This window comes from Sphingomonas sp. KRR8, from assembly GCF_023559245.1.
Lineage (GTDB): Bacteria > Pseudomonadota > Alphaproteobacteria > Sphingomonadales > Sphingomonadaceae > Sphingomicrobium.
Genome location: NZ_CP097462.1, coordinates 2,516,221 through 2,531,169, shown reverse-complemented (window position 1 = coordinate 2,531,169; position 14,949 = coordinate 2,516,221). Strand labels below are relative to the sequence as shown.

The window sequence follows — 14,949 nt, the reverse complement described above, 5'->3', positions numbered from 1 at the left end:
TCCGGCATACACTGACGTCACTGTGAACCAAGCCTCGCTTGTTGCGGCCGATCGGGGGCCCGCGCAGCGCGACGGGACGGCTGGGGGTGGTCGGTACCCCTACCCGATTGCCTTCGCCCTGCTGTTCACGAGCTATGCCGTCGCCGCATGGGGCGGGCTTCACTGGGCGACCATAGCCGGCGCCGCCTCGCCGATCTGGCCGGCGTCGGGGATCGCCGTCGCCGGTCTGCTGCTGGCCGGTCGGCGCCTGTTCCCGGCTATCTTCCTGGCCGTGCTTGTGGCGATCCAGGTGAGCGGCGCCCAGCATTCCTGGTTGAGCCAGTTGATCATCGCGGCCGGCAATGCGGCCGGGGCAGTCGCGGCGGTGACACTGATCCGGCGCGTCGCCGAGCCGGGCTTTGACCGCCTGGCGACCATCCGCGACGTTCTGCTCCTCATTGCCGCCGCCGCCCTCGCCAGCGCCATCTCGACTTTCGCGGGGGTGGGCGCATTGCTCGGCACCGGCGTGCTTGCCCCGCCGGAGCTGTTTGCAGCGAGCGAAACCTGGTTCTTCGGCGATGCGGTCGGGATACTAACGGTCACGGCGCTGGTCCTGAGCACGCTTGGCACCAGCGACGACGACCTCCCCGGGAGAGCCTCGTTCATTCACTTGTGCGCCGCCCTGCTGATCCTCGCGGCACTCTGCGTAATGGTCTTCTTTGGGGACTCGACCTCGCGTTCCTGGGCCGTCTACCCGGCCCTGGTCTGGCTGGCGCTGGCCTTTCGGGTGCGGGGCGCGGCGTTGGCCCTGCTGCTGCTCAGCACCCTTGCCTGCGTGGGGACGATCAAGGGTTATGGCCCGTTCGTTCCCGAACCGGAGAAAGGGGGCCTCATCCTCCTTCAGCAATATCTGGCGGTAACGGCGGTCACGACCTTGCTGCTGGCCGCGGCGATGGACGAGCGGAACACGCAGAGCCGCCTCCGCCAGATCGCCGCCGAAGAGCTCGCCACCCGTCGCAAGCTCCAGCGGACGACCTCGCTCCTCAACCTGATCGGCGATGCCGCGCCCAGCCTCATCTATGCCAAGGACCTTGAGGGGCGGTTCATCTATGGCAATCGCGCCCTGCTCACCCTCTATGAGCGGACGGCTGAGGAAGTGCTCGGCCGGACCGATCTGGAATTGACGTCCACCGAACAGGCGGAAAATTTCCGCGCCAACGACCGCATGGTCGTGGCGACGGGCGAGCCGACGGAGGTCGAGGAAGATCTCACCGTCGATGGCAAGGTCCGGACCTACTTCTCGGTCAAGGCGCCGCTGCGGCAGAGCGACGGCGAGATCGCGGGCATCGTCGGCATCTCTACCGACGTCACTGAACGGCGCGAGCAGGAGAAGGAGCTGCAGCGGCTCGCCCGACGGGCGGAGATCGCCCAGCGCGGGGCGCGCTCGTCCCTATACGAATTTGACCTCGTCACCGGCGAGGTCGTGCGCGATCCCGTGATGTCCGAGCTGTGTGGCCTCAAGCCGGACGGTCTGGCCCCCACCAAGGAAGGCTGGGAGACGCACCTCCACCCCGCCGACCTGCCCCAGTTCCGCCAGACGATTGCCAGCGCGCTTGCCGGCTATGAGCGATTTGCGCTGGAATATCGCGTCGTCGGGGACGACGGGCGGATCACCTGGGTGTCGGACACCGGCACCATCCTGCGCGACGAGGCTGGACAGCCGATAGAGGTCATCGGGCTGGTCACCGACGTCACTGCCCAGAAGATCGCGGAGGAGCGGGAGCGCCTGCTGGCGCGCGAGGTCGACCATCGCGCCAAGAACCTGCTGGCCGTGGTGCAATCCGTGGTTCAGCTGACCCGGGCTGAGGACAGTGAACAGCTCAAGGCGGGCATCATCGGCCGCATCCAGTCGCTGGCACGCGCCCACAGCCTGCTTGCCGACGCGCGCTGGGAGGGCGTCGAGCTCACTGGCCTCGCCCGTGAGGAGGTCGCCCCTTATGCCGAGGAACAGGACGCGCGCGTGACGCTCGACGGCCCGCCGCTGCTGCTCCGCCCGGCGGCAGCGCAGAGTATCGCGCTGGTGCTCCACGAACTTGCCACCAACGCCGCCAAATATGGTGCCCTGGCGTCGAGCAACGGCCAGCTGGAGCTTTCCTGGTCGATCGGAGACGACGGCCGGTTGCTGCTGGTGTGGCAGGAGCGCGGCGGTTCAGCCAGTCGCGACAAGCCACCGACTCGCTCGGGCTTCGGCTCGCGGTTGATCAAGGCCAGCATCGAGCGACAGCTGCGGGGAACGGTTTCCTACGACTGGGCCGCGCCGGGGCTCACCGTCAACATGACCATCGCCCCCGAATATTTCTCACTTGGCGAGCGGGACGGCATCACCCCGGCCTGAACTTCACCGGAAGCCATCTTGTCCCGCCTGCGTTTGAGCCCAACAACTTCATGACCGTGCTCGACCTCCGCCTCGTCCTTCAGGGCTACGCCACCGGCATTTTCCCGATGGCCGAGAGCCGCGACAGCGAGGACCTGTTCTGGGTCGAGCCGCGCGAACGGGCGATCCTGCCACTGCAGCGCTTCCATGTGTCGCGATCGCTCGCGCGGCGAATGCGCTCCGGTCAATTCACGGTCACTCGCGACCGCGACTTCGCCGGCGTGCTCGAAGGTTGCGCGGACCGGCCGGAGACGTGGATCAATCCGCCGATCGCCAACGCCATGACCGACCTCCACCGGCTCGGCCGCGCCCATAGCATTGAGGTGTGGGAGGGCGGCGCACTGGTCGGCGGTGTCTATGGTGTTCGCCTGGGTCGCGCCTTCTTCGGCGAAAGCATGTTCAGTCGAACGCGGGACGCATCCAAGGTCGCGCTGGCCTGGCTGGTGGCGCGGCTTCGCGCCGGCGGCTTCACCTTGCTCGATTGCCAGTTCATCACCGACCACCTCGCCTCGCTGGGTGCGGAGGTGGTCAGCCGCGACGATTACGTCGCGTTGCTGTCGGCGGCCGTGGGCGTATCCGTGACCGGCGCGTCGTCGGCCGGCTCATCGGCTGACGGTTCAGCCGCCGCCGTGCCGCGCGAGGGCGACTTTGCAGCGCTGGAGGCATTGCTCGACGCTGCTGGGGTTGCTGGCGAGGATGGTCCTTCGGGGAAGTTCATCACGCAATTCTTGACCCAGACGTCATAGACGGGGTGTTCGACGACGTTGAGTGACGGCGACTCCTTGTAGAGCCAGCCGGAGAAGATCCGCTTCCACGTTCCACTGGGCTGCTGCACATCAAGCTGCACGAAGGCGCCGGTCAGCTTGTCGAACTCCCACGGCGGCGTCGTCTCGCACGCGCCGACCCGGACCACCGCATCCTTGATCCGAACCGCCTGGCCCGGTTTCAGCGTCAGTTCCTGGCTGATCCCGTTGCGCTTGTTGAGGAAGCCCAGCACCGCGATCCGCTCGCGCAGGGGCGTAGTGCCCGCCGGCAATTGCTCGTTCCCGCTGGTGACCACATTGGCGGTCTGGACGTTGGCGCCGTCGGCGGCGTTGCCGCCGGATGCGCCATTGCAGCCCGCGAGCAGCAGGACCAGCGAGGCCGCGGTTAGCGCTCGCCTGCTCACCTTATTCGGGGGTCCAGGCCTGATAATCGCCCGTTGCCGCCGCCCGCTTCCCGCCACGGCTCAGCGAACCGGCCGGGCGATAGGTCTCGCCCGTTCCCGTGAGGTTCGGCTGCGCCGGCGTCTGGAAAGCGCGGCGCGGCCCCAGCGCCTTCTCAGGCACGTCGTCGATCTGGCCACGCAGCCAGCTCTGCCACTCGGGCGGCACCCGGCTGGCGTCATTGCTGCCGGCGTAGATCACCATGCGGCGGGCGCCGGCGGTGAAGTAGAGGTTGCCGAGATCGTCCTTGCCGACCTGCGTGCCGTGGCGACGCATGAACAGCGACGTGCCGATCGTCGCTCCGTTCCACCAGGTGAAGATGCTGCCGAGGATTCCCATGGCGCGGCTCCTGCCCGCTCAACGCCGCCGGTGCAAGCACCGGCGATGAGCGCCTACCAGCTGACCCGGTCGCCGACCTTGATGCCCAGCTCCGCCGCGCGGCCACCGGGAATCTCGACCACCAGGGTGACCGGCTCGAGGCTCGGCACCGGCTCCAGGTTCAGCGGCACGGCGGTGTCGATCTTGGCGATCGTCCCGTCGGCGCGGACGAACAGCATGTCGAGCGGGATGAAGGTGTTCTTCATCCAGTAGCTGACCGGCTGCGGCGTCTCATACGGGAAAATCATGCCGCGATCGGGCGCCAGGCTCTGCCGGTTCATCAGGCCCTGCTGCTGCTCTTCCTCCGAGCGCGCGACCTCCACCGTGAACTTGTGCAGCTGCCCCGAAGCGGTGCGAATGGTGAGGATCTTCTGCTCAAGGCCCGAGGGCGCCTTGCCCAGGCCCTGTTCACTGGTGCTCGGCTGGCAGGCCGCGGCCATGAGCGGCAGCGGCAGCAGCAGCGCCAGGGCGATCAGTCTTGTCCGGGCTCGCGCAGACTGACGGCCGTCAGTCCCTTCTTGCCCTCCGCGATTCGGGCTTCCAGCACCTGACCCGGTTCCAGTTCGCCGAGCGCGGCCCGACGCACCGTTTCCATGTGCAGGAATATGTCGTTCGAGGAATCGCCGACGCGATTCAAGAACCCATAGCCTTTGACGCGATTGAACCACTTGACCTCCACCGGCTCGAACGGACCCGCTTCGTCGAGCAGCGCCTGCCGGTCGGCACGTTCGGCCGTGCTGACGGCGGGCACGGCCCGCGGGATCAGCGCGTCGGAGAGGTCGATCGACAGGACGCGGCTCGCCTGTAGGCCGCGGTCTTGCCGCACCACCTCGACTTCCACAAGCGCTCCTTCGGGGAGGCTCCGGCGGTTATGCTCCTTGAGCACGGTGAAATGGAGGAGGATGTCGCCTTCGAGTTCGTCGCAGACGACGAAGCCGAAGCCGCGTGTCGCATCGAACCACTTGACCCGGCCGCGCAGACGGGAGGTCCCTTCGGTCAAAGCGTGATCCGCCTCGCCGTCCTGTGACATTTCCCCTAACGCACTATCCCGTTGCACCGAGCAACCATAGCACGAGGAAGCGAACAAAGCCAAAGCTGTTCCGCCGCTGTCATGAATAAATCAAAAATTAATCTTCGAAGTTAAGTTCTTCACCTGGTTCGGCATCGACGATCTTCCGGGCCAGGGCGAATCCGTGCCCGGCGCGGATCATGCTGGCCAGAGCCTTCTCGCGGGCAGGCTGATCGGCCTTGGTGGTCGCAAAGGGGCCAATCCGCTTGCGCCTGGCGAACCGCAGGGCGCTTTCGCCGGCCTGCTCGTCCGCCAGTTGCATTCCGCCTTCGGCGTCGCCCTCGTCGACGCCGGCCTGGTGCAAGGCCTGCCGCACGCGCCGCCCACCGAGGCCACGAGCGGTGAGTGATCCCGCCTTGGCGAGCGCGAAAACCCGGTCGTCGACATAGCCCAATTCACCGATCCGCTCGACCAGTGCGGCCACATCGGGCGGGCGCTCGCCAGCCCAGCCGCGCTCCCGCAGCTTGCGCTCGCAATAGGCTTTGAGCTTGGCCCGGGTGGTCGCGAACCGGCCGACATAATGCAGCGCCAATTCGCGCAGCCGTTCCTCATCGAGCGGCTTCGCCTTTCGCCGCTCACGCCGGCCCGTTGGCTGCGCTGCCTCATCCACGCCATGTTTGTGCCACACTGTCCGGCTTGAAGCTACGATATGCCTACAGTTCGGGTTAATGCGTGACCCGGCAGCTCGGAACCAAGCTTTCATCCAATGCAGGACATCGGCGTGCTCGACCGCAATTCCGCTTCGACTCTCCTCGCCCCTCCGGGCGCGACCCCCACCATCGACGCCTTGCCGCGGCGGATCGCCGACTTCGCGACGCTCGGCGAAGCGCTCGATTATGCGGCGCAGGGCGCGCGCGGGCTCAACTTCCATGACGCCCGCGGCAATCTCGCGCGGGCGTATCCGTTCGCCGAACTGCGGGTCGATGCGCTGGCCCACGCCCGCCGCTTCCTCGCGCTTGGGCTCAGCAAGGGCGACCGGCTTGCCCTGGTGGCGGAGACCGGCGCTGATTTCGCCGCCTGCTTCTTCGGCGCCATCTACGCCGGCCTGTGGCCCGTGCCGCTGCCCCTGCCGACCAGCTTTGGCGGGCGTGAGGCCTATGTCGAACAGCTGACCGTGATGCTGACCAGCAGCGACCCCAAGCTGTTCCTCTATCCGGCCGAGCTTGCCGACTTCGCGAGCGACGCGGCAGCCAAGCGCTCGGTCGAGGCGCGTTCGTGGGAAAGCCTGGCGGACGTTGCTCCCGACGCCGACGCCGAGCTTCCGGCCGCCGATCCGCAGGAAATCGCCTACCTGCAATATTCCAGCGGTTCGACCCGCTTCCCGCACGGGGTCGCCGTCACGCACCACGCGCTGCTCGACAACCTCCACGCCCACGGCATCGGCCTGCAGGTGCTGGAAACCGACCGCTGCGTCAGCTGGCTGCCGTGGTACCATGACATGGGCCTGGTCGGCTGCCTGCTCTCGCCGCTGTCGCAGCAGATTTCGGTCGATTACATGAAGACCGAGGATTTCGCCCGCCGTCCGCTCGCCTGGCTCGACCTCATCAGCCGCAATCCCGGAACCACTGTCAGCTACTCGCCGACCTTCGGCTACGACATCTGCTCGCGGCGGATCTCATCCCAGACCCGTGCGTCCGACCGCTTCGACCTGTCGCGCTGGCGGGTGGCGGGCAATGGCGCAGACATGATCCGTCCGGACGTGATGCAGGCGTTCGTCGACGCCTTCGCCGATGCCGGCTTCAAGGCCCAGTCCTTCTGCCCCAGCTACGGCCTGGCCGAAGCGACCCTCGCGGTCAGCCTGATGCCCCCGGGCGAGGGCATCCGGGTCGAGCTGGTGGAGGAAAGCGAACTCGCCGGCGCCGGCACCCCCGCTCAGGAGCGGCCGCGCCGCTATCGGGCGATCGTCAATTGCGGCAAGCCCGTGAAGGGCATGACCATCGAGATCCGCGACGCGGATGGTGCGTTGGTGGCCGACCGCCAGATCGGCAAGGTCTGGGTCAAGGGCGCCAGCCTGATGGTCGGTTATTACCGCGACGAGGAATCGACCGACGCCTGCATGAAGGACGGTTGGCTCGACACCGGCGACATGGGTTATCTGTCCGGCGGCTACATCTTCATCGTTGGCCGAGCCAAGGACATGATCATCATCAACGGCCGCAACCACTGGCCGCAGGACATCGAGTGGGCGGTGGAGCAGCTGCCGGGCTTCAAGTCGGGCGACATCGCCGCCTTCGCCATCACCGGTCCCAGCGGTGAGGAGCAGCCGGCCGTGCTGGTCCACTGCCGCGTTTCCGACCCGCAGGAGCGCGGCCGCCTGCGCGACGACATCCGCGAGCGCGTCCGTGCCATTACCGGCATCAACCCGGTGGTGGAGCTGGTGCCGCCGCGCAGCCTGCCGCGCACCAGTTCGGGCAAGCTGTCGCGCACCAAGGCCCGCAACCTCTACCTGTCAGGGGAGATCGTCCCCTTCGACATCGCGGCCTGATGACGGCGGGCGGCGATCCGCTCGCGGCCTTGCTTGACCGGCCGATCTACTCGGCCCTGACCACGCGTCAGGCGCACTTCGCCATTGGTGAACCGCCCGCGCTGCGTTTCCGGCCTGAGGTCGAGCCGTTCATTGCGGCCGCCGACGACAGCCCGGCCGCACTCGCCGCGCTCACCGCCCTGGTGTCACCGGGCGAGCAGCTGGTGATGCTGCAGGCGAAGCCAACCTCCATCCCCGACGGGCTGGTCGAACTATCCTGCCGCGACGCCGTGCAGATGATCGCGACGGAGGTTCATCCCGCGGAACCGCCGCCCGGCGCCGTCCCCTTGGGCGAAGCCGACTCGGCCGAGATGCAGGCCTTGGCGGAGGTGACCGCTCCCGGCCCGTTCCGTGCCGAGACCTGGCGGCTGGGCGGATTCTGGGGCGTGCGCGAGCGTGGCCGGCTGATCGCCATGGCGGGCGAGCGGCTGGCACTGCCCGGCTGGACCGAGCTTAGCGGAGTCTGCACCCATCCCGACGCGCGCGGCCGCGGCCTCGCCCGCGCCCTCTCGGCCTGGAAACTTCATGACATCAGCAGCCGGGGCGAGCACGTCTTCCTGCACGCCTACGCCAACAACCTTGCCGCCATCCTGCTGTACGAGGATCTCGGCTTCACCCTGCGATCCACCATGGCTGCCCAGTTTGTCGCCCTTGCGCCGGGCGGGCCCCGGGGTTAGTGCCCCACCCGGCCTAGGGGTATAGCTCAGTTGGTAGAGCATCGGTCTCCAAAACCGAGGGTCGTGGGTTCGAGTCCCTCTGCCCCTGCCAGGCCGGAGCAAGGCGCGTAGCAGCGACTGACGTCACGGGACTCGCTCCCGTGACGGCCGCCTTGAACCTTCTGCACCACCGCGCTACATCGCCGGTCGTATCGAGGTCCGGCGGGGTGTCCGCGGACCTCGTTTTTCTATCGCGAAGAGGTGTTCACGCCCGTGGCCAAGACGTCCCCCGGAGAATTCGCCCGCCAGGTCCGGGCCGAAGCCCGCAAGGTGGTGTGGCCGACCGGCAAGGAAACCTGGATGACCGCCGTGATGGTGGCCATCATGACCAGCATCCTTGCCATCTTCTTCTTCGGCGTCGACAGCGTCTTCGCCTTCATTGTCCAGAGGCTGCTCGGCCTTCTCGGCTGACCCTCCGCCCGAACAAGGTACGCCCCATGTCCCGCTGGTACATCATTCACGCTTACTCCGGCTTCGAGAACAAGGTCCGCGAGTCGATCATGTCCGAAGCGAAGCGCCTCGGCCTCGAGCAGCTCGTCGAATCGGTTGAGGTTCCGACCGAGAAGGTGACCGAGATCCGCCGCGGGAAGAAGGTCACCAGCGACCGCAAGTTCTTCCCCGGCTACGTGCTCGCCAAGCTGGGCATGAACGACGACGTCTATCACCTGGTGAAGAACACCCCCAAGGTGACCGGCTTCCTCGGCCCCAACGGCAAGCCGCAGGCGATCAGCGAGGCGGAAGCCGCCCGCATCCTCAACACCAAGGAAGAAGCCGCCGCCGCTGCGCCCAAGCAGAAGGTCAGCGTCGACTATGAGATCGGCGATGCGGTGAAGGTGCTGGACGGTCCGTTCGCCAGCTTCAACGGCGTGGTCGAGGAACTCGATTTCGACCGCGGCCGGGTCAAGGTGGGCGTTTCCATCTTCGGTCGCGCCACCCCGGTCGAGCTCGAATTCGAGCAAGTTGAACTGGTTAAGTAACGCGCTGGTCCGCGCCTGACGCGGACTCCCCCTGTGGTTAAGCTTGACGTATCCTGCGTGCCGCGACTCGGGTGGCGGCGGGCTTCCGTCCTCGTGGTCGCGCTCGCTGCACAGCGCCACCTGGGGAGGGGCTATAAGCATGGAAGCGGATATTCGTTACTACTGGCGCCGGGCGGTTGAGGAGTTCGCCGCCACTCGCCGGTCGATCACCGGCCCCGCGCGCGAGCGGCACCGGAACTTCGCCTTGCTCTACCTCGAAAAGCTGAGCGAACTGGGCGCGAACTTGCCGTTCGAGCCGACCGAACTGGCTGACGCCAAGGCGGCCTGACACAAAGAAAAAGGCCGCCCGCAGCGCGGACGGCCCTTTCTTTACCCAGTCGAGACCGCTTACGCGGCCTGCTGATCGTCCTCGTCGTCGACCATCACCGGACCCGAGTCCTGACCCTTGGCCGAGACGTCACGGTCGACGAATTCGATGATCGCCATCGGCGCCGCGTCCGAGAAGCGGATGCCGGCCTTGACGACGCGGGTGTAGCCGCCGTTGCGGCCGGCGTAACGCTCGGCCAGCACGTCAAACAGCTTGGTCAGCTGCGCGTCGTCGAGCAGCCGGCCGTGCGCCAGGCGGCGGTTCGACAGGCCGCCCTTCTTGGCGAGCGTGATCAGCTTCTCGGTGTAGGGCCGCAGTTCCTTGGCCTTGGCGAGGGTGGTGGTGATCTGCTCGTGCTTGATGAGCGCGGCGGCCATGTTCCGGAACAGGGCGGCGCGGTGAGCCGAGGTGCGCTGAAGCTTACGTCCGCCAACACGATGGCGCATGAGACATTCCTTTCGTTCGTCGGGGACCCGTATGAGGTAGTCCCAGCCAGGCAGCGGTAAGGGGTGCTGCCCATCCCCCAATGGAAACGGCGAGCCGAAGCCCGCCGAGGTCGTGCGCTCTCAAGCGGATGCGCACGCCAGAGTCAAGAAAAAGGGCCGCTCCCGCAGGAGCGACCCTCTTCCTTCAGCTTGAGGCCTTCGCCTTAGCCACGCTCGGGAGCGGGCGGCGGCGGGGGCGGCGGCGGCGGGGGCGCCGGGCAGGTGTCCGTCGCAAGCACCACCGACCCATCCGGGCAGGTCTGAGTCGCCGGAGCCGGGGGCGGCGGGGGCGGCGGCGGCGGCGGGGGCGGCGGCGGCGGAGCGGCTTCGCGCGGCGCGCCGAAGTTGAAGATCAACGACGCCAGGAGCGAGTGGCTGACGAACCGGTTGTTGAAGTCCGTCGTCACGACCGCATTGGTGGTGCGCACGATCGGCGTCGCAACGCCGTTCACGAGAACCGTGGTCGCGTCGGCGTTACCGGCGAGCGCGGCCGTCGTGTCGTCGACGATGTTCAGGCGACCGGTCCGGAAGTAGCGATACTTCAGGCCCAGATCGATGTTGTCGCTAAGCGCGAAACGCACGCCCGCGATGCCCTGGAACGCCCAGGCCGAGTCCTTGATGCCCGCGAACTTCACGCGCGCCCGGCCAGCACCACCGCCAACGTAGAAGTTGACGTTGTCGCTGCCGAAATCGACCAGCCCGTTGACCATGCCCGAGAGCACCCGGGTGCGCTCGTTCAGCGAGAAGCTGCCGGCGGTCAGGGCGGGGTTGCCCGGAACGACGGGATCGCCGGCGGTGGCCGGGCGGTTCAGCGCGGTGTTGAGGCCGGTGACAAACGCCGGATCAACGTTCAGGCTCTTCACCCGGGTGCGCTTGTAGCCAAGCTCACCTTCGAGGCGGAACATGCCGAAGTCGTAACCGACGATGGCGTCGGCATCGATGCCGCGCTTGTTCTTGAACGAATAAGCGTTGTTGTAGGTGACGTCGGCCGGGCCAACGAACAGCGGGTTCGTGATCGGCGTCTGCGTCGTGGTGTAGTCGACGAAGGTGTTGGCATGAGCCTTCTTCGCGAACAGCACGCCGCCTTCGATGCCGACGTATGGGCTGCCGTCGCGAGCTGCGGCCGGGCTGGCCAGGAACGCCGCACCGAGTGCGGTCGCCAATAGGATGCGCTTCATAGATGTCCCCTTCTGTGTGGGTTTGCGCGTTGGTAAGGTGACCTGAAGTCCCGAACCCCTGCTGCGGTTGCGAACAAAACGCACTGTGGACCCCGGTGAGTGTTAATGTGTGTCTTCCACGCCACACTTCACCGACCCGGCTGGACGCCGCTGCTCGTGTGATTAGGATCATCGGCATGACGGACCTTCGAACGCTTTACGCGCCGATCGAACCCTATGAGAGCGGCATGCTGCCGGTCGGTAACGGCCACCAGCTATACTGGGAAAAGTGCGGAAATCCCAGCGGAAAGCCGGTCGTCTTCCTGCATGGCGGACCTGGCGGGGGTGCCGGCCCGAACCATCGCCGGCAGTTTGATCCCGAACGCTACAACATCCTTGTCTTCGACCAGCGTGGCTGCGGACGCTCGACACCGTTCGCCAGCCTGGAAGCGAACACCACGCAGCACCTCGTCGCCGATATCGAGCGGCTGCGCACGGAAGTGATGGGCTGCGAGCGCTGGCAGGTGTTCGGCGGGAGCTGGGGATCGACCCTGTCGCTGGCCTATGCCGAAGCCCATCCCGACCGCGTTACCGAGCTCGTGCTGCGCGGCGTGTTCCTGTTCGGCCAGTCCGAGGTGGACTGGCTTTATCGAGAGGGCGGCGCGTCGAGCATCTATCCCGACGGCTGGGAGGAGTTCGTTTCCGTCATCCCCGAAGGCGAGCGCGGCGACCTTCTCGAAGCCTATCACCGCCGCCTGACCAGCGAGGACGAAGCCGTCCAGCTGCAGGCCGCGAAGGCGTGGAGCAAGTGGGAGGGCGTCACCGTCACCCTCCTCCCCAGCCCCGAGACGCTGGAAGACTTCACCGAACCCAGGAAGGCAATCGCGGTGGCGCGGATCGAGAACCACTACATGCGCCACGGCGGCTGGCTCGAGGAAGGGCAGCTGCTCCGGGGCGTCGAGCGCATCCGCCACATCCCCTGCATCATCGTTCAGGGCCGCCACGACAGCTGCACGCCGCCGGTCGCGGCCTGGGCGCTCCATCGCGCCTGGCCGGAAGCCGAGCTGCAGATCATGGCCGACGGCGGCCACCTGTACAGTGAACCCGGCATCCTCGATGGCCTGATCCGCGCCACCGACCGGTTCGCAAGCTAGAAGTCCGGCAGCGCCTGCTTGGCACGGCCCCATCCGGCCAGCAGCTTGCCGCCAGCCCGCTCCAGCAAGACCGACGCATCCCGGATCGAATAGATGTTGGCCGCGTCGATACCGTCCAGCTCTTCCCACGCGACGGGCACTGCCACGGGCGCCCCCTCCCGCGCGCGCGCCGAATAGGGCATCACCGCCGTCGCGCCGCGCTGGTTGCGCAGCCAGTCGAGGAAGATCCGCCCCTTGCGCTGGACCTTGCGGATGTTGGCGGTGAACAGCTCCGGCTCGGCCTCGCCGATCGCCCGGCTGAACCGCTCGGCGAAGCTCTTCACCGCGGGCCAGTCGCGGCTCTGGTCCAGCGGCGCTATGACGTGAATGCCCTTGCCGCCCGACAGCATCGGAAAGGTTTCAAGGCCCAGGTCGCCAAGCAGCGCGCGAAGCCGCAGTGCCGCCTCCTTCACTTTCGCGAAGTCGAGGCCGACGTCGGGATCGAGGTCGAACACCAGCCGGTCGGGCTTCTCCAGCGGATCGATCCGGCTGCCCCAGCCGTGGAATTCGATCGTGTTCATCTGAACGCATTCGAGCGCGCCGATGGCATCGGACACGTAGAGATAGTCCTGCGTCTCGCCCTTGTTTTCGGTGACCGGCACATGGTGGACGTGCTCGCCCATCGTGCCGCTGTCATGCTTCTGGAAGAAGCAATGCTTGGCCCGGCCCTGTGGACAGCGGATCAGGGTCATCGGCCGATCGCGCAGGTCGATCAGCAGCAGCTCGGCGACCGCCGCATAATAATTGGCAAGATCGCCCTTGGTCAGCTCATCGCCCGGAAACACCACGCGCTCGGGTGAGGTGAGCTTGAGTCCGAGGCTCTCGTAAGTGGCGAGGTCGGCTTTCTTGCCCTTGGGCTTGGGCGCGGCCGCGGTCCTGGCTGGAGTCTCCCGCACCACATCCTTCGCGCTCTTGTCCGACCGCAAGCCGATGAAGCTCGGATGCCGCAGCACGCCGTCGCTGGTGAACTCGGTGAAGGCGACCTCGGCGACCAGCGTCGGCTCGATCCAGGTCGAGCCCCGCCGCATCGCGCGGGGCACTTCCAGTGCCGGCTCGTCGCGCGCCAGCGGCGCCATGGTCGCGCTCAATTCCTCGATCATCTTGGTGTCGAAGCCGGTCCCGACCTTCCCGACATAGCGCAGCTGCCCGTCTTCCCGAACTGCCAGGTGCAGCGAGCGAAAGCCGCGCCGCTTGTCGCTCGCCTGCCAGCCGACGATCACGAACTCCTGCCGCTGGATGCACTTGATCTTCAGCCAACAGCGGCTGCGGGTGCCCCGATAGGGCGCGCTGGCCTTCTTGGAGATGATCCCCTCGCCGCCATCCTTGCAGATCGCCTCGAACAGTTTCTCGCCGCGCCCGACGACATGATCGCCGTAGATCAGTGGTGCCGGCACGCCCTTGAGCAGCGCCGCCAGCCGCTCCTTCCGCTCCAGGTTGGGCAGCCCGCGAATGTCCTCACCGCGGTCCACCAGCAGGTCGAACGCGTAATAAGCAAGCTCAGGCTTGCCACCCTTCAGAGTGGACTGGAGCAGCTGAAAGTTGGGCTTGCCCTTGTCATCCAGCGCCACCGCCTCGCCATCGAGCAGGCATCCGGGCGGCAGCTTGGCGGCGGCTTTCACCAGCGGCGCGAAATGATCGCTCCAATCCTTGCCGTTGCGCGTCCAGGCCAGCACGCTGCCGTCGCCCACGCTGAGCAGCAGCCGGTAGCCATCATATTTATACTCGTGCAGCCAATCGTTGCCGGTCGGAACCGTGTCGACCAGCGTCGCCAGTTGCGGTTCCGCGAAGGGCGGCGGCGGCGTAGCCACCTTGCGCTTGGTCCGCCCACCCTTTTTCCCGCCCCGGTTCGACTCCCACACATCCTCGCCGGCGGCGATCTCGGCCATGGTCCGCGCCGTCGTGACACTGGTCAGGCAGTCGTCCACCAGCGCATCGCCCTGGTCGGGCTTGGCCTGCTCGTCGGTCACCTTCTTGAGCATCCAGGCTTCCCCCTTGTCGCCCGGCTTGCCCTTCAGGCGGAACATCACCCACTCACCCTTCATCCGCTCACCCTCGAGCGTGAAGTGCAGATGTCCCTCCTCGATTGTCTTGCGCGGATCCTTGCCGGGGTGCGGAATCCAGCGGCCGCGATCCCACAGCATCACCGTGCCGCCGCCATATTCGCCCTTGGGGATGATCCCCTCGAACGTGCCGTAGTCGAGCGGATGGTCCTCGGTCCGCATGGCCAGCCGATTGGTCCTGGGATCAAGGCTCGGGCCCCGCGGGACCGCCCAGCTCTTCAGCACGCCGTCCAACTCAAGCCGAAAGTCCCAGTGCAGCCGGGTCGCGTCATGCTTCTGCACCACGAAGCTGTCGCCCTTGCCCTTGAGCTTGCGTCCCTTGGGCTCGGCGGTCTTCGCGAAGTCGCGCTTGGCATTGTAGGTCTCGATGTCGTGACCCTTGGGGCGGGGTGTCCTCGCCACCGG

The 14,949-nt window shown here is 66.9% G+C and carries 15 protein-coding genes, 1 tRNA gene and 1 pseudogene; 9 read left to right on the top strand and 8 right to left on the bottom strand.

Annotated features, from left to right (window positions below):
* Window positions 1-22: 22 nt before the first annotated feature.
* Both M8312_RS12790 and aat read left to right on the top strand, forming a co-directional pair.
* Window positions 23-2,374, top strand: coding sequence for a PAS domain-containing protein (locus tag M8312_RS12790; RefSeq protein ID WP_250118068.1), 2,352 nt, complete (start codon window positions 23-25; stop codon window positions 2,372-2,374).
* 50 nt (window positions 2,375-2,424) lie between these two features.
* Window positions 2,425-3,159, top strand: coding sequence for a leucyl/phenylalanyl-tRNA--protein transferase (aat, locus tag M8312_RS12785; RefSeq protein ID WP_250118067.1), 735 nt, complete (start codon window positions 2,425-2,427; stop codon window positions 3,157-3,159).
* A gap of 35 nt (window positions 3,160-3,194) precedes the next feature.
* Here the strand turns inward: aat and M8312_RS12780 are convergent.
* The 5 genes and pseudogenes from M8312_RS12780 to M8312_RS12760 all read right to left on the bottom strand — a co-directional run.
* A pseudogene (locus tag M8312_RS12780) lies at window positions 3,195-3,410 on the bottom strand (DUF2155 domain-containing protein); the annotation flags it as partial.
* A 172-nt stretch (window positions 3,411-3,582) separates the two neighbouring features.
* Window positions 3,583-3,957: an NADH:ubiquinone oxidoreductase subunit NDUFA12 gene (locus tag M8312_RS12775; protein WP_250118066.1), complete on the bottom strand. Its 375-nt coding sequence runs from the start codon at window positions 3,955-3,957 to the stop codon at window positions 3,583-3,585.
* A 53-nt stretch (window positions 3,958-4,010) separates the two neighbouring features.
* Complete coding sequence (locus M8312_RS12770) at window positions 4,011-4,436, bottom strand: DUF192 domain-containing protein (RefSeq protein ID WP_250118065.1); 426 nt, start codon at window positions 4,434-4,436, stop codon at window positions 4,011-4,013.
* 32 nt (window positions 4,437-4,468) lie between these two features.
* Window positions 4,469-5,089, bottom strand: a complete 621-nt coding sequence (locus M8312_RS12765) for a cold-shock protein (RefSeq protein ID WP_250118064.1) — start codon at window positions 5,087-5,089, stop codon at window positions 4,469-4,471.
* Between the two features lie 34 nt (window positions 5,090-5,123).
* Complete coding sequence (locus M8312_RS12760) at window positions 5,124-5,675, bottom strand: regulatory protein RecX (RefSeq protein WP_250118063.1); 552 nt, start codon at window positions 5,673-5,675, stop codon at window positions 5,124-5,126.
* 96 nt (window positions 5,676-5,771) lie between these two features.
* On the opposite strand from M8312_RS12760, the gene M8312_RS12755 reads away from it, so the two are divergent.
* From M8312_RS12755 to M8312_RS12730, 6 genes are all read left to right on the top strand, one after another.
* Window positions 5,772-7,550, top strand: coding sequence for a fatty acyl-AMP ligase (locus tag M8312_RS12755; RefSeq protein WP_250118062.1), 1,779 nt, complete (start codon window positions 5,772-5,774; stop codon window positions 7,548-7,550).
* Window positions 7,550-8,266, top strand: a complete 717-nt coding sequence (locus M8312_RS12750; protein WP_250118061.1) for a GNAT family N-acetyltransferase — start codon at window positions 7,550-7,552, stop codon at window positions 8,264-8,266. The genes M8312_RS12755 and M8312_RS12750 overlap by 1 nt, the downstream gene beginning before the upstream one ends.
* A 15-nt stretch (window positions 8,267-8,281) precedes the next feature.
* Window positions 8,282-8,357 (top strand) — tRNA-Trp (locus tag M8312_RS12745).
* Between the two features lie 161 nt (window positions 8,358-8,518).
* Entirely contained in the window at window positions 8,519-8,716 is a 198-nt protein-coding gene (secE, locus tag M8312_RS12740; RefSeq protein WP_250118060.1) for a preprotein translocase subunit SecE, read from the top strand.
* Window positions 8,717-8,742: 26 nt separating this feature from the next.
* Window positions 8,743-9,282: a transcription termination/antitermination protein NusG gene (nusG, locus tag M8312_RS12735; RefSeq protein WP_250118059.1), complete on the top strand. Its 540-nt coding sequence runs from the start codon at window positions 8,743-8,745 to the stop codon at window positions 9,280-9,282.
* Window positions 9,283-9,421: 139 nt separating this feature from the next.
* Entirely contained in the window at window positions 9,422-9,610 is a 189-nt protein-coding gene (locus tag M8312_RS12730) for a hypothetical protein (protein WP_250118058.1), read from the top strand.
* 59 nt (window positions 9,611-9,669) lie between these two features.
* Here M8312_RS12730 and rplQ read toward each other — a convergent pair whose 3' ends face one another.
* The gene (gene rplQ, locus M8312_RS12725; protein ID WP_250118057.1) at window positions 9,670-10,095 is read right to left on the bottom strand and encodes a 50S ribosomal protein L17; all 426 of its coding nucleotides are present in this window, start codon (window positions 10,093-10,095) and stop codon (window positions 9,670-9,672) included.
* A gap of 203 nt (window positions 10,096-10,298) precedes the next feature.
* Complete coding sequence (locus M8312_RS14465; RefSeq protein ID WP_284070181.1) at window positions 10,299-11,312, bottom strand: outer membrane beta-barrel protein; 1,014 nt, start codon at window positions 11,310-11,312, stop codon at window positions 10,299-10,301.
* Between the two features lie 176 nt (window positions 11,313-11,488).
* Between M8312_RS14465 and pip the strand changes: the two genes are divergently transcribed.
* Window positions 11,489-12,445, top strand: a complete 957-nt coding sequence (pip, locus tag M8312_RS12715) for a prolyl aminopeptidase (protein WP_250118056.1) — start codon at window positions 11,489-11,491, stop codon at window positions 12,443-12,445.
* Here the strand turns inward: pip and ligD are convergent.
* Window positions 12,442-14,946, bottom strand: coding sequence for a DNA ligase D (gene ligD / locus M8312_RS12710; RefSeq protein ID WP_250118055.1), 2,505 nt, complete (start codon window positions 14,944-14,946; stop codon window positions 12,442-12,444). The genes pip and ligD overlap by 4 nt on opposite strands.
* Window positions 14,947-14,949 lie beyond the last annotated feature (3 nt).